Origin of the sequence: Micromonospora sp. NPDC057141 (assembly GCF_042670805.1) — a bacterium.
Lineage (GTDB): Bacteria > Actinomycetota > Actinomycetes > Mycobacteriales > Micromonosporaceae > Micromonospora.
Genome location: NZ_JBHUVA010000025.1, coordinates 33,168 through 50,297, shown reverse-complemented (window position 1 = coordinate 50,297; position 17,130 = coordinate 33,168). Strand labels below are relative to the sequence as shown.

General features: G+C 72.3%; 15 protein-coding genes. 6 read left to right on the top strand and 9 right to left on the bottom strand.

All coding sequences use genetic code 11. The features are described from left to right. Positions 1–77: 77 nt before the first annotated feature. The 6 genes from prcA to arc all read right to left on the bottom strand — a co-directional run bounded on the left by prcA (position 78) and on the right by arc (position 7,096). Complete coding sequence (gene prcA / locus ACFT41_RS15790) at positions 78–920, bottom strand: proteasome subunit alpha (protein WP_377584468.1); 843 nt, start codon at positions 918–920, stop codon at positions 78–80. A 62-nt stretch (positions 921–982) separates the two neighbouring features. Then, positions 983–1,822 carry a proteasome subunit beta gene (gene prcB, locus ACFT41_RS15785; RefSeq protein ID WP_377584470.1) on the bottom strand — a complete coding sequence of 280 codons (840 nt, stop codon included), beginning with the start codon at positions 1,820–1,822 and terminating at the stop codon, positions 983–985. Between the two features lie 141 nt (positions 1,823–1,963). Further along, a complete protein-coding gene (locus ACFT41_RS15780) occupies positions 1,964–3,112 on the bottom strand; it encodes an RNA-guided endonuclease InsQ/TnpB family protein (protein WP_377584472.1) in 1,149 nt (382 codons plus the stop codon). A gap of 188 nt (positions 3,113–3,300) precedes the next feature. Then, positions 3,301–3,516 (bottom strand): ubiquitin-like protein Pup, encoded by a 216-nt coding sequence (locus ACFT41_RS15775; RefSeq protein ID WP_036375672.1) that lies wholly within the window; start codon positions 3,514–3,516, stop codon positions 3,301–3,303. A 106-nt stretch (positions 3,517–3,622) separates the two neighbouring features. Further along, entirely contained in the window at positions 3,623–5,140 is a 1,518-nt protein-coding gene (dop, locus tag ACFT41_RS15770) for a depupylase/deamidase Dop (RefSeq protein WP_377584475.1), read from the bottom strand. A gap of 174 nt (positions 5,141–5,314) precedes the next feature. Next, positions 5,315–7,096, bottom strand: coding sequence for a proteasome ATPase (gene arc / locus ACFT41_RS15765; RefSeq protein WP_377584478.1), 1,782 nt, complete (start codon positions 7,094–7,096; stop codon positions 5,315–5,317). Positions 7,097–7,273: 177 nt separating this feature from the next. On the opposite strand from arc, the gene ACFT41_RS15760 reads away from it, so the two are divergent. Beyond that, a complete protein-coding gene (locus ACFT41_RS15760; RefSeq protein WP_377584480.1) occupies positions 7,274–7,567 on the top strand; it encodes a ferredoxin in 294 nt (97 codons plus the stop codon). Between the two features lie 100 nt (positions 7,568–7,667). Here ACFT41_RS15760 and ACFT41_RS15755 read toward each other — a convergent pair whose 3' ends face one another. From ACFT41_RS15755 to ACFT41_RS15745, 3 genes are read right to left on the bottom strand one after another with little or no spacing between them, the layout of a single operon-like run. After that, on the bottom strand, positions 7,668–8,240 hold the full coding sequence (locus ACFT41_RS15755; RefSeq protein ID WP_377584482.1) for a hypothetical protein: 573 nt from the start codon (positions 8,238–8,240) through the stop codon (positions 7,668–7,670). Further along, positions 8,237–9,310, bottom strand: a complete 1,074-nt coding sequence (locus tag ACFT41_RS15750) for a tRNA (adenine-N1)-methyltransferase (protein WP_377584485.1) — start codon at positions 9,308–9,310, stop codon at positions 8,237–8,239. The genes ACFT41_RS15755 and ACFT41_RS15750 overlap by 4 nt, the downstream gene beginning before the upstream one ends. Continuing rightward, the gene (locus tag ACFT41_RS15745; RefSeq protein ID WP_377584487.1) at positions 9,307–10,464 is read right to left on the bottom strand and encodes a M50 family metallopeptidase; all 1,158 of its coding nucleotides are present in this window, start codon (positions 10,462–10,464) and stop codon (positions 9,307–9,309) included. Before ACFT41_RS15745 ends, ACFT41_RS15750 begins: the two co-directional genes overlap by 4 nt. An 87-nt stretch (positions 10,465–10,551) precedes the next feature. Here ACFT41_RS15745 and ACFT41_RS15740 point away from each other — a divergent pair, with 87 nt between their 5' ends. The 5 genes from ACFT41_RS15740 to ACFT41_RS15720 all read left to right on the top strand — a co-directional run bounded on the left by ACFT41_RS15740 (position 10,552) and on the right by ACFT41_RS15720 (position 17,022). Beyond that, a complete protein-coding gene (locus ACFT41_RS15740; RefSeq protein WP_377584489.1) occupies positions 10,552–11,469 on the top strand; it encodes a RecB family exonuclease in 918 nt (305 codons plus the stop codon). Between the two features lie 76 nt (positions 11,470–11,545). Then, complete coding sequence (locus tag ACFT41_RS15735; RefSeq protein WP_377584492.1) at positions 11,546–12,742, top strand: sensor histidine kinase; 1,197 nt, start codon at positions 11,546–11,548, stop codon at positions 12,740–12,742. Positions 12,743–12,794: 52 nt separating this feature from the next. Further along, on the top strand, positions 12,795–13,481 hold the full coding sequence (locus ACFT41_RS15730; RefSeq protein WP_377584495.1) for a response regulator: 687 nt from the start codon (positions 12,795–12,797) through the stop codon (positions 13,479–13,481). A gap of 209 nt (positions 13,482–13,690) precedes the next feature. Next, entirely contained in the window at positions 13,691–14,464 is a 774-nt protein-coding gene (locus tag ACFT41_RS15725; RefSeq protein ID WP_377584498.1) for an ABC transporter ATP-binding protein, read from the top strand. Continuing rightward, positions 14,464–17,022, top strand: coding sequence for an ABC transporter permease (locus ACFT41_RS15720; protein ID WP_377584501.1), 2,559 nt, complete (start codon positions 14,464–14,466; stop codon positions 17,020–17,022). The genes ACFT41_RS15725 and ACFT41_RS15720 overlap by 1 nt, the downstream gene beginning before the upstream one ends. Positions 17,023–17,130: the final 108 nt, after the last annotated feature.

Sequence of the window (17,130 nt, the reverse complement as noted above, 5' to 3'; positions counted from 1 at the left end):
CAGGGCTGACCATCCGGACACACACAACCGGCCACCCCACACGGGGTGGCCGGCCAGGTGATCACCATCGTCGCAAGTCACGCCCCGGGCGTGTCGGACTCCTGCTGCCCCTCCAGATCCGCCGAGCCGGCCGACGTCGTCGGCTTCCCGGCCTCCTGCGTCGGCGTCGCAGGGGTCTCCGGCCGCTCCTCGGTCGCTGCCGGCTCCTTCGGCTCCTCCGCCTCGGCGTCCAGCAGCGCGGTCAGGGCCGCCCCGGTGATGCGCCGGAACGTCCGGCCCCTCCGGCGGCGATCCAGGACCGCCACCTCCAGCTGGTGGGCAGCGATCGTCCGCGCTGCCCCGCCCTCACCGCCGACGCTGCCCAGCGCCGCCACGGCCACCCGGACCGCCTCGCCCAACGACATGTCCGGCCGGTGCTGCGACTTGAGCACGCCGGAGATCGCCTCGGCCTGCCCGCCCATCGCCATCCGGCCCGGCTCGTCGTTGACCGAACCGTCGTAGGTCAACCGGTAGAGCGCGTCGGCCTCCGGCGTCGCGCCCACCTCCGCCACGCAGATCTCCACCTCGAACGGCTTCGACTGCTCGGTGAAGATGGCGCCGAGGGTCTGCGCGTACGCGTTGGCCAACGCCAGACCCGTCACGTCCCGCCGGTCGTAGCTCAGGCCGTTGAGGTCGGCCATCCGGACCCCGGCGCGACGCAGATTCTCGAACTCGTTGTACCGGCCCACGGCGGCGAAGCCGATCCGGTCGTAGATCTCGCTGACCTTGTGCAGGGTGCTGGAGAGGTTCTCCGCGACGAAGAGCACCCCGCCGGAGTAGCTCAGGACCACCGCGCTGCGGCCCCGGGCGATGCCCTTGCGGGCCAGCTCGGAGCGGTCGCGCATGATCTGCTCGGGCGAGGCGTAGAACTGCATGGCCACGGCGGCGGTTCTCCTTTGGGCGCTGTGCTGACGACGACTGCTGACTGGGGTGGAGGCGGGACTCAGCCGCCCGGGTTCTCCATCCGGCCGGCGACCACGGCCTCGGCGATCGCGGCCGTCTCGGCGTCGGTGAGCCGATGGGTGCCCTCCGCCGTCGCGGTCATCACCACCGGGTAGATCCGGCGGATCAGGTCCGGGCCACCGGTGGCCGTGTCGTCGTCGGCCGCGTCGTAGAGCGCCTCGACCGCGAGCCGCACCGCGTCGTCGATCGACAGGCCCGCGCGGAACCGCTTCTTCAACGCCGACCGGGCGAAGATCGAACCGGAGCCGATCGCGTCGTAGCCGGTCTCCCCGTAGGGGCCGCCGGTGACGTCGAAGCTGAAGATCCGCCCGGCCTTCGCCGGGTCGGCGGCGGCCAGATCGAACCCGGCGAACAACGGGATCACCGCGAGGCCCTGCATGGCCGCGCCCAGGTTGCCCCGGATCATCGACGCCAGCCGGTTGGCCTTGCCGTCGAGCGAGAGCATCGCGCCCTCGATCTTCTCGTAGTGCTCCAGCTCCACCTGGAACAGTCGCATCAGCTCGATGCCGATGCCCGCGGTGCCCGCGATGCCGACCAGCGAGTACGCGTCGGCCGGGTGCACCTTCTCGATGTCCCGCTGGGCGATCAGGTTGCCCATGGTGGCCCGCCGGTCGCCGGCCATCACCACGCCACCGGCGGCCGAGATGGCCACGATGGTGGTCGCGTGCGGCGCCAGGTCGGCGGCCATGCCGGGCGGCAGCGGCCGACGACCGGGCAGCATCTCGGGGGCCACCCTGCTCAGGAAAGACGTGAAGGACGACGTCCCCGCGTTGGTGAACGCATCTGGTAGACGCCCGGATGGATCAAAGCCCGCTGCCACGTGGTTCCTCTCAGGTAATTGATCGTCTTGGCCAGCTTCGCAGGATTGTCGCAGAAGTGGCCAGGACCACCATTGCAGGTCAGCTTCTCCACCCCGAAGGGGCGAGCTTGCGGCTGTGGATGCCGTACTGGTTGCACGGGGTCACGCCGCGTTCGGCAGGCTGGCAGCTGCCCAGCCCGCGACACCACGAGCGGCGATGTTGCAGGCTGCGTTCACGTCGGCGTGCTCAGCGAAGCCGCACGACGCGCACCGGAAGGTGGACTGGTTGGGGCGGTTGGCCCTCGCGACGTGCCCGCAGGCGGAGCAGCCCTGCGAGGTGTATGCCGGGTCAATGTGGACGACGGCAATCCCGGCCCGCGCCGCCTTGTAGGCGATCAACCGGCCAAGCTGGTGGAACGCCCAGGAATGCAGAGTGACCCGCTGGGGCCGGCGGAGCCGTACCCGGTCGCGGATGCCGGTGAGGTCTTCCAGGGCAATCCCACGGCCGGTGCGTTCGGCCTCGGTCACAATCCGCTTGGCAATGCAATGGTTGGCGTCGGCGGCGAACCGAGACTCCTTACGTCTGCGAGTCTTCAGCAAGCGCTTTGCGGACCTGGTGCCGATCCGCTGCAGTTTGGCCCGAAGGCGCTGGTTACGGTGCCTAACCCGGTTCAATCCCTTCCCGCAGTGCCGAGTTCCGTTGTTGAGAGTGGCGATGTTCGCGATACCCAGGTCGACGCCGAGGAACCCGTCGGGTTCTTTCACCTCGGCATCGCCGATGTCGCAGGTGGCGTACAGAAACCACTTGCCGTCACGCCGCACGAGGTCCGGCTCGCCGCGCCGGTGGGCCGCGAGCATCGCGTGCTGCTGCGGCGAGCAGCCGAAGAGAATTCGCGTCAGACGGCCACCGACGGACCAGATGGACACGGTACGGTCAGCAAGCTGCCAGGACAAGCAGCGATCATCAAACGGCTGCGCGGCGTCAGGCCGGAAGTGGATCGGCTTCGACTCTTTCTGGACGCGACGCCTCGATCCGGGCTTGCCAAGGCGGCCGGCTCGAACCTGGCCCGCCAAAGAGGCGTAAGCGCCGGCAACCTTGCGAGCGACGAGGATCGCTGGCCGAGCCGACAGGCCGAGGTCCTTCAGGTGCCCATAGGTGAGTCGCTGGAGCTCCCGCTTTGCGTGAATCCGCCGCCGGAACGCCTCAGCCGAGGCGAGGTTCGCGCCGTCGTTGCACAACTTCAGAGTCGCCGAAAGCGCCGCCTCCTGAACGGCGTCCGGGTACAGCCGAACCTGTACGACGATCTTCACGTCCACACCCTACCTTCTTGCCCGTCGGCCACCAGCCCTCACCGGCGCACATCATCGAGCCCGGCGAGGCGAGCCGCTACCGCATCAGCAGTTGCGCAAGAGCCAATCCCGCCAAGGCTCACTGCACAGCCCTCCGGCGTCGACTGGCATGACACATCCCGACCGAGCGGGCAGATCGGACATTTACCCTACTCTCCCCCCTTCTGGACATATCCCCTCACGAACTCTTCTGCGTTCTCCTCCAGGACGGAGTCGATCTCGTCGAGCAGGTCGTCGACGTCCTCGGTGATCTCGGCGTGCCGCTCGGCGACCTCCGGGTTCGCCTCGGTGGTGACGTCCTCGATCTCCTCGCCCTGCCGGGCCTTGCCCGACTGCGACTGCCCGCCGCTGTCACGAGTGGCCATTGCTGCCTCCTCCACGATCGTCTCCGATGAACTTACCTCGCGCAGACGACGAAAAGCCCGCCGCGCGCCGGCTTGGCGCGGGGCGGGCTTTCGGGCCACGGAAGGGTCAGCCGCCGGTCAACGTCTCCAGCAGGTCCTTCGCGCTGACGCACCGGTCGAACAGGGCGCCGACGTGCTTGCGGGTGCCCCGCTCCGGCTCCATCATCGGCACCCGCACCAGCGACTCCCGGCCCACGTCGAAGATCACCGAGTCCCAGCTCGCGGCGACCACCTCGGAGGCGTACTGGGCCAGGCAGCGGCCCCGGAAGTAGGCCCGGGTGTCCTCCGGCGGCTCGGTCATGGCCGTGCGGGTCTGCTCGTCGGTCAGCAGCGTCTTCATCGACCCGCGCTGAACGAGGCGGTGGTAGAGGCCCTTCTCCGGCCGCACGTCCGAATATTGCAGGTCGACCAGTTGGAGCTTGTGCGAACCCCAGCCGAGCTTCTCCCGCTCCCGGTAGCCCTCCAGCACCCGCAGCTTCGCCACCCAGTCCAGCTCGTCGGCGCATTCGAAAGCGTCGCGGCCGAGCCGGTCCAGCACGCTCTCCCAGCGGTCCAGCACGTCGGCGGTCTGCGCGTCGACGTCGGTGCCGTACCGGTCGTCCACGAAGGAGCTGACCCGCTCGAAGTAGGCCCACTGCACGTCCAGCGCGGTCAGCCGCCGCCCGTCGCGCATCCGCATCCGGTGCTTCAGCGACGGGTCGTGGCTGACCGCGCGCAGCTCGCCCACCGGGTCGGCGATGCCCAGGTCCGGCCCGAGCGCCTTCTCCTCGATCATGGTGAGGATCAGGGCGGTGGCGCCGACCTTGAGGTAGGTGGAGATCTCCGACAGGTTGGCGTCGCCGATGATGACGTGCAGCCGGCGGTATTTGTCGGCGTCGGCGTGCGGCTCGTCGCGGGTGTTGATGATGGGCCGCTTGAGCGTCGTCTCCAGGCCGACCTCGACCTCGAAGAAGTCGGCGCGCTGGGATATCTGGAAGCCGCTGGCGCCGCCGTCCTGGCCGAGGCCGACGCGGCCGGCGCCGCAGACGATCTGCCGGGTTACGAAGAACGGCGTCAGGTACGCGACGATGTCGGCGAACGGCGTCTGCCGGCGCATCAGGTAGTTCTCGTGGGCGCCGTAGCTGGCGCCCTTGTTGTCGGTGTTGTTCTTGTAGAGGTGGATGGGCTGGGTGCCCGGGATGGTGGCGGCCCGCCGCGCCGCCTCGGCCATCACCCGCTCGCCGGCCTTGTCCCACCGGACCACGTCGAGGGGGTTGGTGACCTCGGGAGTGGAGTATTCGGGGTGGGCGTGGTCGACGTAGAGGCGGGCGCCGTTGGTGAGTATGACATTGGCCAGCCCGAGGTCCTCGTCGGCGAGTGCCTCGGCGGGGTCGTAGGCGGCGCCGGAGTAGGTGAAGCCGCGGGCGTCGCGCAGCGGCGACTCCTCCTCGTAGTCCCAGCGGGCCCGGCCGCCCCGGTTGAGTTCGGGGCGTGCCCCGTAGGCGTTGACCACCTGGGAGGAGGTGACCATCGGGTTGGCCCCCGCCTGGCCGGGCACGGAGATGCCGTACTCGACCTCGGTGCCCATGATCCGTCTTACGCTCATCGACCTACCCGCTTCGCTCGCCGACCCGGTCCCCCGTCACATCGAGCGTAGTCCGCGCTGCGCGGTGTGGGGGCGCGGCGGGCGGGCCACGCCGGGGGCGGTGTCGTGGCCGGCGTGGGGACGCGTCGGGGCCCGCGACGTCGCTGTCGCGGGCCCCGGGCGCGTTGTCGGGGGTTACAGGTATTGGCCGGTGTTGCTGGCGGTCTCGATCGACCGGCCGGCCTCGGTGCCCTTGCCGCCGGAGACGAGCGTGCGGATGTAGACGATCCGTTCGCCCTTCTTGCCGGAGATGCGGGCCCAGTCGTCGGGGTTGGTGGTGTTGGGCAGGTCCTCGTTCTCGCGGAACTCGTCGACGCAGGCGTCGAGGAGGTGCTGCAGGCGCAGGCCCTTGCGGCCGGAGGTGAGGAATTCCTTGATCGCCATCTTCTTGCCCCGGTCGACGATGTTCTGGATCATCGCGCCGGAGTTGAAGTCCTTGAAGTAGAGGACTTCCTTGTCGCCGTTGGCGTAGGTCACCTCGAGGAAGCGGTTCTCCTCGGTCTCGGAGTACATCCGCAGCACGACCGCGTCGATCATGGCGGCGACGGTGGCCTGGGGGGCGCCGCCGTGTTCGGCCAGGTCGTCCGGGTGCAGCGGCAACCCGGCGAGGATGTACTTCGAGAAGATGTCCTTGGCCGCCTCGGCGTCCGGCCGCTCGATCTTGATCTTCACGTCGAGCCGGCCGGGTCGCAGGATGGCCGGGTCGATCATATCCTCCCGGTTGGAGGCGCCGATGACGATGACGTTCTCCAGCCCCTCCACGCCGTCGATCTCGCTGAGCAGCTGGGGGACGATGGTGTTCTCCACGTCGGAGGAGACGCCGGAGCCGCGGGTGCGGAAGATGGAGTCCATCTCGTCGAAGAACACGATCACCGGCGTGCCCTCGCCGGCCTTCTCCCGGGCCCGCTGGAAGATCAACCGGATGTGCCGCTCGGTCTCGCCGACGTACTTGTTGAGCAGCTCGGGACCCTTGATGTTGAGGAAGAAGCTGGTGTGCCTCTCCTTGCCCAGCCGTTCGGCGATCTTCTTGGCCAGCGAGTTCGCCACCGCCTTGGCGATGAGCGTCTTGCCGCAGCCGGGCGGGCCGTAGAGCAGGATGCCCTTGGGCGGACGGAGCTGGTGCTCACGGAACAGGTCCGCGTGCAGGAAGGGCAGCTCCACCGCGTCGCGGATCTGCTCGATCTGCGACTGGAGGCCACCGATGTCGGTGTAGTCGACGTCGGGCACCTCCTCCAGGACCAGCTCCTCGACCTCGCTCTTCGGGATCCGCTCGTACGCGTACGCCGAGCGGGGCTCGATCATGAGCGAGTCGCCGGCCCGGATCGGCGAGCCGATCAGGGTCTCGGCGAGATGCACGATGCGCTCCTCGTCGGAGTGCGAGACCACCAGCGCCCGGTCGCCCGGAGCGCCCTCGGGACCCGCGAGGATCTCCTTGAGCATCACGACCTCGCCGACCCGCTCGAAGCCGAACGCGTCGACGATGTTGAGCGCGTCGTTGAGCAGGACCTCCTGGCCACGTCGCAGCTCCGCGACGTCCAGCGAGGGTGAGACGGCCACCCGGAGCTTGCGCCCCCCGGTGAACACGTCCACCGTGCCGTCCTCGTGCGCTGCCAGGAAGACACCGTAGCCACTCGGCGGTTGCGCGAGGCGGTCGATCTCCTCCTTGAGCGTCACGATCTGCGCTCGGGCCTCCTTGAGAGTGCTCACGAGCCGTTCGTTGTTCTCGGTCAGCCGCGCCAACTGTGCCTGGGTGGCCGCCAGCCGCTCTTCGAGCTGCCGGACGTGTCGGGGGCTTTCGGTCAACTTGCGCCGCACCAGAGCGAGTTCCTCTTGAAGGAACGCGACCTGCGTGGAGAGATCGTGGGCCTCCTTCTCCCACCGTGCGGCGCGCGAGTCCGCGTCGTCGCTGCGTGCCACGTCCCACCTCCCCGGGGGGCTTGAACGTTCTGCCCTAACACTAGCCGCTATGAGGCCGATTCGGTCCCACGCAACGCCCTCGTCACCGAACCTTGATCGCCAAGGGTGGCCGCAGGGGCTGGTCGGGGCGTTCGGGTACCGTCGTGGCGTGGGACGGGAGAACATGGGGGTGCGCCGGTGAGCGAGGTCGCGACCGACCAGTTGCAGGTCTGGGTGGACCAGGACCTGTGCACGGGCGACGGCCTGTGCGTGCAGTACGCGCCGGAGGTCTTCGAGTTCGACGTCGACGGGCTGGCCTACGTCAAGGGCGCCGACGGCGAGCTGCTGCTCACCCCGGGCAGCCGGGTGGGGGTGCCCGGGCACCTGCGCCTGGAGGTGATCGACTCGGCGAAGGAGTGTCCGGGCGAGTGCATCCACGTGGTGCGGGGCGACGGCGCCGAGGTCGCCGGCCCGGACGCCGTGGACGACTGAGCGCCGACGTCGGCCCGGGGCCGAGCCGCCGGGCAGCCCGCGGCGGCAGCCCGGGCCGCCCCGGGCGGGGCGGCCCGACGCGGCGGCCGACGGCCGTCGTTCAGAGCAGCGGCCGGCCCACCACGGAGGCGACCGTCCGGGCGAACTCCTCCAGCCGGGCGATCTGCCCCGCCCCGCCGTCGTCGAGGGTCTTGCCGAAGCGCAGCGCGTCGTGCCGGGGCACCCCGCCGATCTCGTCGCCGGGCGGCGCCTCGTCGAGCGAGGTGAGCAGCAGGTAGACGTCGATGCTGTCGACCCGGATCCGGCCGTCGTCGGTGCGGGTGAGCCGCCGCCGGCAGCCGACCTCGGTGACGGTGGAGACGGGCACCACCCGCAACGACGAGGTCATCGCCCCGGGCGGCCCCTCCCCCGGTGGCACGTCCTCGCCGTGCCAGAGCACGAGGCGGCTGCCGTCGCAGACCACCACCTCCTGCCACACGCCGTTGACCTCGTTGACGAACCGTTCGAGGGTGAAGCCGAGCACGGCCGCGCCGCGCAGCACCCCGCCCAGGGCCTCCAGGGCGACGTCCGGGTCCCGCAGGTAGGCCCGCGCCGCCGATTCGAGGTCGGGGTAGGGCGACCAGTCGGGGAAGACCGCCGGCACGTCCTGACCGCCGAAGCCCGGCTGGCTCATCCGGCCACCCCACGCTCCTCCGCCGTGTCGGGCAGCACCCCGGCGGCCTGGGCGGCGGCGGCCTGGCGGGCCTCGGCGGCCGCGCGCAGCGCCTGCTTGCGCTCGGCGTACGCCTCGGCGCCCTTGCTGGGTTTGCGCCGCCGGGGCGGGGCGGTGACGCCGGGGGCGAGCCGGCGCGCGGAGACGAGGAACGCGGTGTGCGCGATCATCCGGTGGTCAGGGCGCACGGCGAGCCCCTCGGCGTGCCAGTCGCGCACCAGGGACTCCCAGGCGCGCGGCTCGGTCCAGCCGCCGCGCTCGCGCAGCGCCTCCACCAGCTCCGACAGCTGGGGGGTGGTGGCCACGTAGCCGATGAACACCCCGCCGGGCACGAGGGCCCGCTCGACCATGTCGAGGGTCTCCCAGGGGGTGAGCATATCCAGGATGATCCGGTCGAAGCCGGTTTCCGCGCAGTCGGCGACGTCGCCGACGTGCAGCCGCCACGCCGGGTGCGGGCCGTGGAAGAACGCCTCGACGTTGCGGCGGGCGATCTGGGCGAAGTCGTCGCGCAGTTCGTAGGAGTGCAGTTCGCCGGTGGTGCCGACGGCCCGCAGCAGGGAGCAGCTCAGCGCGCCGGAGCCGGCGCCGGCCTCGAGGACCTTCGCGCCGGGGAAGATGTCGCCCATGGCGACGATCTGCGCCGAGTCCTTCGGGTAGATCACCTGGGCGCCGCGCGGCATGGACAGCACGTAGTCCGACAGCAGGGGGCGCAGCGCGAGGAACGCGGTGCCGCCGCCGGAGGTGGTGACCACGCTGCCGTCGGGCAGCCCGATCAGCGTGTCGTGGGCAAGGATCCCGCGGTGGGTGTGGAACTCCTTGCCGGGCTCCAGGGTGACCGTGTGCATCCGCCCCTTCGGGTCGGTCAACTGCACCCGGTCGCCGGGGCGGAACGGCCCCCTGGCGTGGCGGAGGCCCGGCGCGGCGGACGCCGCGCCGCTGCCGTGTGCCGCCGGCGCGGACGTCGGCGCCGGGGTGTCGGCGGACGCCGGCGCGTCGGGGTCGGCCGGGAGGGAGGGGGGATGTGCGGTCACGTGTTCATCTTCCGTTTGGGTTCCAGGAGCTGCGCCAGGTCCGCGATGTGCAGAACGCCGACGACATCTTCGCCTGCCGTCACGACGTACTGTGCGCCCGGGTGGGTCCGCACGGCTTCCATGACCCGTTCCCCGTCGAGGCCGGCCGGCAGGACGGGCAGGCCGGTCAGGGCGCGCGCGACGGCGTCGACGGCGATCCAGGGCCGCCGGGCCGGCGGCACGGCGTCGGCGGCGGCCGGGTCGACGAGGGCGACCGGCCGGCCGGCGCCGTCGGCGACGGCGAGCGCGGCGTCGGGGCGGTCGCTCTCGGCGCGGCGGCGCTGTGCCTCGGCCAGCGGGGTGCCGGTGGGTACGGCGAGGACGGGGCGGGCCAGCCGGCGCAGGTCGATCAGCGGGAAGCGGCGGCTGATCCGGGCCAGCCGGATGGACTGACCGGCCCCGCGCCACAGGGTGACCGCGACGAGCAGCATCAGCGGCAGGGCCAGGGGTGCCAGCAGCCGGTTGACGGTCAGCACGACCGTCGCCGCGGCGGTGCCGACGGCGACCGCCCGGCCGACCCAGCCGGCGACCTCGGTGCCGGTGTGCCGGTCGCGGGTGAGCGCCCACACGGCGGCCCGCAGGGCCCGGCCGCCGTCCAGCGGCAGCCCGGGCAGCAGGTTGAACAGCGCGACGATGACGTTGCTGACGGCGAGCTGGAAGGCGAGCTGGTCGGTCAGGGTGCCGTCGGGCAGCGCCAGGGTGGCGGCGACGGCGGCGGCGCCGAGCACCGCGGAGACGGCCGGGCCGGCCAGCGACACCAACAGGTCGACCCGGGGGCTGGGGGCGTCGCGGTCCATCTCGGTGTATCCGCCGAGCAGTTCCAGGGTGATGCCCCGCACGCCGATGCCGTAGCGGCGGGCGGTGAGGGCGTGGCCGAGTTCGTGCAGCAGCACCGAGCCGAGCAGCGACACGACGAACCCGACGCCGATCAGGTACGCGCCGAGCTGGGACAGGTCGAGCTGGCGGCGGGCGAACTCGGCGTACGTGACGGTGACCAGCAGGGTCAGCAGCAGCATCGACCCGTTGAGGTGCAGGGGGACGCCGAAGACCCGGCCGACGGTGAGGCCGGGGCGGGTGGGGCGGCGCGGCGGGCGGGCGGTCTGCGGCTGCTCCATCGCCCCGATGCTACGGACCCGACGCCGACGATCACCTGTCGGAGCGGCGCGGTGGGGTTGTCGGACCGGTGGCCTAACCTTCCGGGCATGACGGCGGAACCGGTGATCGACCAGCAACAGGCGCGGGCCACGGCGGAGGCGCCGGCGACGGTCCGGGCGTCGCTGTCGCCGTCGCGGGCGGCCGACTTCAAGACGTGTCCGCTGCTCTACCGGTTCCGCAGCATCGACCGGCTGCCGGAGCGGCCCAGCGTGGAGCAGGCCCGGGGCACGCTGGTGCACGCGGTGCTGGAGCGGCTGTTCGACCTGCCGGCGGCCGGGCGCACGCCGGAGGCGGCCGGTGACCTGGTGGCCCCGCAGTGGGACCAGCTGGTCACCGAGCAGCCGGAGCTGGCGGCCCTGTTCGACGCCGACGATCCCGACGGCACGGCGGAGTTCCTGCGGTCGGCGTCCGGGCTGCTGGGTGGCTACTTCGCGGTGGAGGACCCGCGCCGGTTGGAGCCGGCCGAGCGGGAGGCGTTGATCTCGGCGGTGGTCGACGACGAGCTGCTGATCCGGGGCTATCTGGACCGCCTCGACGTGGCCCCGGACGGGGCGCTGCGGGTGGTCGACTACAAGACCGGCGGCGCGCCCCGGGAGGCGTTCGAGGCGCGGGCGCTGTTCCAGTTGAAGTTCTACGCGCTGGTGCTGTGGCGCACGCGCGGGGTGGTGCCCCGGGTGTTGCGGCTGCTCTACCTCAAGGACGCGGAGGTCTGCGACTACACCCCGGACGCGGAGGAGCTGGCGCGGTTCGAGCGCACCGTCGTGGCGCTGTGGCAGGCGATCGAGGCGGCCACGGCCCGGCAGGACTTCCGGCCCCGGCCGAGCCGGCTGTGCGACTGGTGCAACCACCGGGCGTTGTGCCCGAGCTTCGGCGGCACCCCGCCGCCGTTCCCCGCGGCGGCCGCCGCGGCGGATCCGCTGGTCGACGCCCGGTCCCGGCCCAGCCCGCCCGGGGCGGACGAGTGAGTCTCCTCCCTGAGGAGGAGGGCGGGTTCACCGTCGGCGACGACCGATCGCGTGCGGTGGCAGCTAGCGTTCGGATATGACCGCAGGGCTGAGGGCGTGGCTGCGCCGCGACCCGCTCGCCGCCGACGCGCTCCTCGCCGTCGCCCTGCTGCTGGTGGACGCCGTCTTCGTCCTGCTCACGCCGGTTGATTTCCGGCCCGGCCCGTTGCCGGCGGCGCTGGGCTGGAGCGTGCTGTGCGCCGCCCCGGCGGCGTTGCGCCGGGTGGCGCCGTGGCCGGCGGTGGCCGCCGCGGTGGCCACCCTGGCGGTGCCGGTGGGGTTCGGGCACGCCCCGACCACGCAGAGTCTCACCTTCATGGCGTTGACGTACACGATGGCGGCGTACCGTCCGGCCCGCCCGGCGGCGCTGGCCGCCGTGGCGCTGTGGACGCCGGTGGCGGCGGTCAACGTCCTCGCCCCGGCCTCCGACGCGGTCTTCGAGGTCACCCCGGCCTACCTGGTGCTCAACAACCTGCTCGTCGCGGTGGTGGCGTACGCGGTGGGCCGGGCGGTGCACGCCCGGCGGGCCTCCACGCAGTCGCTGCGGGAGCGGGCCCGGGTGGCCGAGCAGAACCAGCGGTCCCTGGCCGAGCAGGCGGTCGCCGACGAGCGGCGGCGCATCGCCCGGGAGCTGCACGACGTGGTGGCCCACCACGTGAGCGTGATGGGGGTCCTCGCCACCGGGGCCCGGCGGGTGCTGCGCCGCGACCCGGACGCCGCCGACGAGGCGATCGCCACCATCGAGGACACCGGCCGGGCCACGCTGCGGGAGCTGCGCCGGCTGCTGGACGTGCTGCGCACCGATGCCGAGCCGGCCGCCGACCTGGCCCCGCAGCCGGGCCTGGCGGGCATCGAGCCGCTGGTGGAGCAGGTGCGCGAGGCGGGGCTGCCGGTGACGCTGCGCGTCGAGGGCGTGCCGGGGCCGTTGGAGGAGGGCGTGGCGTTGACCGTCTACCGGATCGTGCAGGAGGCGCTGACCAACGCTCTCAAGCACGCCGGGGAGGCGACGGCGGTGGTGCGGTTGACGTTCGGCGCGGCGTACCTGGCGGTGGAGGTCACCGACACCGGGCGGGGGCCGGCGCCGGGTGCGGTCCGCATCGGGCATGGCCTGGTGGGCATGCGGGAGCGGGTGGGCCTCTACGGCGGGACGCTGCGCGCCGGGGCCCGGCCCGGCGGCGGCTACCGGGTGTACGCGAGGATCCCGGTGGAGCAGCTCGGGGCGGTGCCGGTGTGACCGGGCCGCGCCACGACCAGCCGGCGGGGCCGGCGCGACGGGGGGACGCCAGATGACCGCAGAGGGCACGCCGCCACGGCCGGTGCGGATCCTGCTCGCCGACGACCAGCCGCTGCTGCGTACGGGCTTCCGGATGGTGCTGGGCTCCGAGGACGGGCTGGACATCGTGGCCGAGGCCGGCGACGGGGTGGAGGCGGTGGAGCTGTCCCGCCGGCTGTTGCCGGACGTGGTGCTGATGGACATCCGGATGCCCCGGATGGACGGGGTCGCCGCGACCCGGGCCATCGTCGACGCCCGGCTGCCGGTGCGGGTGCTGATCCTGACCACGTTCGACCTCGACGAGTACGTGGTGGGGGCGCTGCGCGCCGGGGCCAGCGGTTTCCTGGCCAAGGACGTGCCGGCGGAGGACCTGGTGACCGCGATCCGCACCGTCGCCGCCGGGGAGGCGGTGGTCGCCCCGCGGATCCTCAAGCGGCTGCTGGATCGCTTCGCCGACGCGCTGCCCGATCCGGCGGCGACCCCGCCGAAGGCGCTCGACACGCTCACCGAACGCGAGCGGGAGGTGCTCGTGCAGGTGGCGCGGGGACTGTCCAACGCGGAGATCGCCCGGGAGTTGACGGTCAGCGAGACGACCGTGAAGACCCACGTCGGGCATGTGCTGACGAAGCTGGGGCTGCGCGACCGGGTGCAGGCCGTGGTGCTCGCGTACGAGTCGGGTCTGGTGCGCCCCCGGGGGTGACCGGGCCGTCCGCGCAGGCCGGCGCGCGAACCGCGTAGCGGTCAGGGGCAACCCTGAGCCGGCATCGGGGCCCACCCGCAGCGGGAAATCCGCTGCGGCTCCGCCCGAAGTCGGAGGGTTCGGCGCCACCTGGGGCCGAGGATGGGCACATGCCCGCACCGGGCCAGCGGGGGCCGGTGCGGCCCAGCCCGACGGAAGAGGTAGATGACGTGACCGCGACGACAGGCCCGCAGGCGCAGCCCGCGGCCCGCGCAAGCGACGTGTGGAAGGTGTACGGCAGCGGCGAGGCGCAGGTCGTCGCGCTGCGGGGGGTGAGCGCCGAATTCGAGCGGGGCCGGTTCACCGCGATCATGGGGCCGTCGGGGTCGGGCAAGTCGACACTGATGCACTGCCTGGCCGGCCTCGACTCGGTGACCCGGGGCACGGTGGCGATCGGCGACACCACGGTGACCGGGCTGGGCGACGCCGGGCTGACGAAGCTGCGCCGCGACAAGGTGGGCTTCATCTTCCAGCAGTTCAACCTGCTGCCGACGCTGACGGCGAAGGAGAACATCCTGCTGCCGTTGTCGATCGCCGGGCGCAAGCCGGACCCGGCCTGGTACGACGTGGTGATCGACACGGTGGGGCTGCGCGACCGGCTCGACCACCGCCCGGCGCAGCTCTCCGGCGGCCAGCAGCAGCGGGTGGCGTGCGCGCGGGCGCTCGTCGCCCGTCCCGAGGTGATCTTCGCCGACGAGCCGACGGGCAACCTGGACTCCCGCTCCGGCGCGGAGGTGCTGAACTTCCTACGCAACTCAGTACGCGAGCACGGCCAGACGATCGTCATGGTGACCCACGACCCGTCGGCCGCCGCGTACGCCGACCGGGTGGTGTTCCTCGCCGACGGGGAGATCGTGTCGGAGCTGATCGAGCCGACCGCCGAGACGGTGCTGGACACGATGAAGAAGCTGGACGTCCCCGCCGCCACCAAGGTGGGCAACTGATGTTCCGGGCGACCATGAAGAGCCTCCTGGCGCGCAAGGTGCGCCTGGTCCTGTCCGGCCTGGCCGTGGTGCTCGGCGTCATGTTCGTCTCCGGCGCGTTCGTGCTCACCGACACCCTCGGCCGGTCCTTCGATGCGGTCTTCGCCGACGCGTTCGCCGGCGTCGACGTCAACGTGGCCGCGGAGCCGAAGCTCGCGGTGAGCGAGGGCGAGGGCGAGCAGGTGTCCCCGCCGTTCGCCGCGGACGTGGTGGACCGGGTGCGGGCGGTGCCCGGGGTGGCGTCGGCCACGGGGGTGGTCAGCGCCGACGGGGCCCGGCTGATCGGCAGCAACGGCAAGGCGATCACCTCGTTCGGTCCGCCGCAGCTCGGCCAGAACTGGACCGGCGAGTCCGACCTGGTGCGGCTGCGCGAGGGGCGTGCCCCGCAGGCCGACGACGAGATCGTGGTCAACGCGGCCCTCGCGAAGGCGGCGAAGGTCAAGGTGGGTGACCGGGTGGGGGCGCTGACCGCGTTCGAGTCGAAGCGCCGCGACTTCACCCTGGTCGGCATCTTCGGCTACAGCGGCGGCCGGGACTCCGTCGGCGGCGTCAACGAGATCGTGTTCACCACGCCCGCCGCCCAGCGGCTGATGCTCGGCGAGCCCGGCACGTTCAACAGCGTGACGGTGCGGGCCGCCGACGGGGTGCGCCCGGAGGCGGTGCGCGACGACGTGGCCCGCGCGCTGGGCGCCGGCTACGACGTCAAGACCGGCGCGGAGCTCTCCGCCGACGCCTCGGCCAGCCTGAAGGAGGGGTTGTCCTTCTTCAACAAGGTCCTGCTCGGCTTCGCCGCGGTGGCGCTGCTGGTGGGCACGTTCCTGATCCTCAACACGTTCTCGATCATCGTGGCGCAGCGGACCAGGGAGCTGGCGCTGATGCGGGCCATCGGTGCCAGCGGGCGGCAGATCATCGGGTCGGTGGTGCTGGAGGCCCTCGCGGTCGGCCTGGTCGCCTCGGTCCTCGGGTTGGGCGCGGGCATCGGGGTGGGTGCCCTGCTGGCCTGGGCGTTCGGCAGGTTCGCCGGAGGGCTGGACCTGGCCGGGATCGGGGTGCCGCCGGTGGCCGTGGTCAGCGCGTTCGCCGTCGGCATGCTGATCACGGTGGTCGCGGCGCTGCTGCCGGCGCTGCGGGCGGCGCGCATCCCGCCGATCGCGGCGATGCAGGACGTGGCCACCCCGGACCGGCCGTTGACGAAGATCACGGTCTCCGGGGCGGTGGTCACCGCCCTCGGCGGCGGGCTGCTGGCCGTCGGGTTGACCGGCAACGCCGGCGGGGCCACGCTCACGGTGATCCTGGCCGGGGTGCTGTTCACGTTCATCGGGGTGGCGCTGCTGACCCCGCTGATCAGCCGCCCGGTGGTGTCGCTGCTCGGCGCGTTGTTCGCCTGGTCGGTGCCGGGCCGGCTGGGCCGGCTGAACTCGGGTCGCAACCCGCGCCGCACGGCGATCACCGCCGCCGCGCTGATGGTCGGCATCGCCCTGGTGACCGGGGTGACGGTGATCCTCGACTCGACGAAGTCGAGCATCTCCGCCTCGGCGGAACGCACCGTCGACGCGCAGCTGGTGATTTCGGGAGAGCAGACGGGGCCCCGGCCGCCGACGTTCGACCCGTCGGTGGTGGACCGGGCCGCCGCGCTGCCGGGGGTGGACGCGGTGCTGGGCGTGTACAACGACAACGCGGTCGTCGACGGCGAGCGGACGTACGTGGTGGCGCTGACCGACCTGGCCGCGATGGCCCGCATCTACAGCACGGTGCCGCAGTCGGGCACGGTCGCCACCCTGGGGCCGGACCAGGTGGCGCTGAGCGTGTCCGGCGCGAAGGAGCTGGGCAAGTCGGTGGGTGACCGGCTGACCGCGCAGTTCGCCCGGGGCGAGGGGCCGCACACGTACACGGTGACGGCGGTCGTGCCCGACGACCGGTCCATCGGGTCGATCATCCTGCCGAGGCAGGCGGGGGCGGAGTTCACCACCCCGCAGCCGTTCTCGGCGCTGGTGCGGCTGACCCCGGGCACGCCGGTGTCGCAGGTGCAGCCGCAGCTCGACGCGCTGGTCGCCGACAACCCGGAGGTGTCGGTGGCCGACCGGGCCAGCTACATCGAGCAGCAGACCAGCGGCTTCGACACGCTGCTCACGATGATCCAGATCCTGCTGGCGCTGGCGATCGTGATCGCCGTGCTGGGCATCGTCAACACCCTGGCGCTGTCGGTGCTGGAACGCACCCGGGAGCTGGGGCTGCTGCGGGCGATCGGGCTGCGCCGGGCGCAGACCATGCGGATGATCACCGTGGAGGCCGTGGTGATCTCCGTGTTCGGCGCGCTGCTCGGCGTCGCGGTCGGCACCGGCCTCGGCGCGGCGGTGGTCCGGGCGCTGAAGGACGAGGGGATCACCGACCTGGTGCTGCCCTGGTCACAGATGGGGATCTTCCTCGGACTGGCCGCGCTGATCGGGGTGGTCGCGGCGGCGCTGCCGGCGGTCCGCGCCGCCCGGATCAACGTCCTGGGCGCGATCGCCCACGACTGATCCGGTGCAAGGAGGGGCCCCCTGTTAGCGCTTTCGGCATAGCAGGTGGCCCTTCTTAACGCCGGTCGCCGGACCGAGGCGGCGGGCGGCAGGCGGCGGGCGGCGGGC

Coding starts and splice junctions, on each gene's coding strand:
- ACFT41_RS15720 (WP_377584501.1), top strand. CDS start 14,464: ATGTTCCGGGCGACCATGAAGAGCCTCCTGGCGCGCAAGGTGCGCCTG.
- ACFT41_RS15730 (WP_377584495.1), top strand. CDS start 12,795: ATGACCGCAGAGGGCACGCCGCCACGGCCGGTGCGGATCCTGCTCGCC.
- ACFT41_RS15775 (WP_036375672.1), bottom strand. CDS start 3,516: ATGGCCACTCGTGACAGCGGCGGGCAGTCGCAGTCGGGCAAGGCCCGG.
- ACFT41_RS15745 (WP_377584487.1), bottom strand. CDS start 10,464: ATGGAGCAGCCGCAGACCGCCCGCCCGCCGCGCCGCCCCACCCGCCCC.
- dop (WP_377584475.1), bottom strand. CDS start 5,140: ATGAGCGTAAGACGGATCATGGGCACCGAGGTCGAGTACGGCATCTCC.
- ACFT41_RS15735 (WP_377584492.1), top strand. CDS start 11,546: ATGACCGCAGGGCTGAGGGCGTGGCTGCGCCGCGACCCGCTCGCCGCC.
- ACFT41_RS15740 (WP_377584489.1), top strand. CDS start 10,552: ATGACGGCGGAACCGGTGATCGACCAGCAACAGGCGCGGGCCACGGCG.
- ACFT41_RS15755 (WP_377584482.1), bottom strand. CDS start 8,240: ATGAGCCAGCCGGGCTTCGGCGGTCAGGACGTGCCGGCGGTCTTCCCC.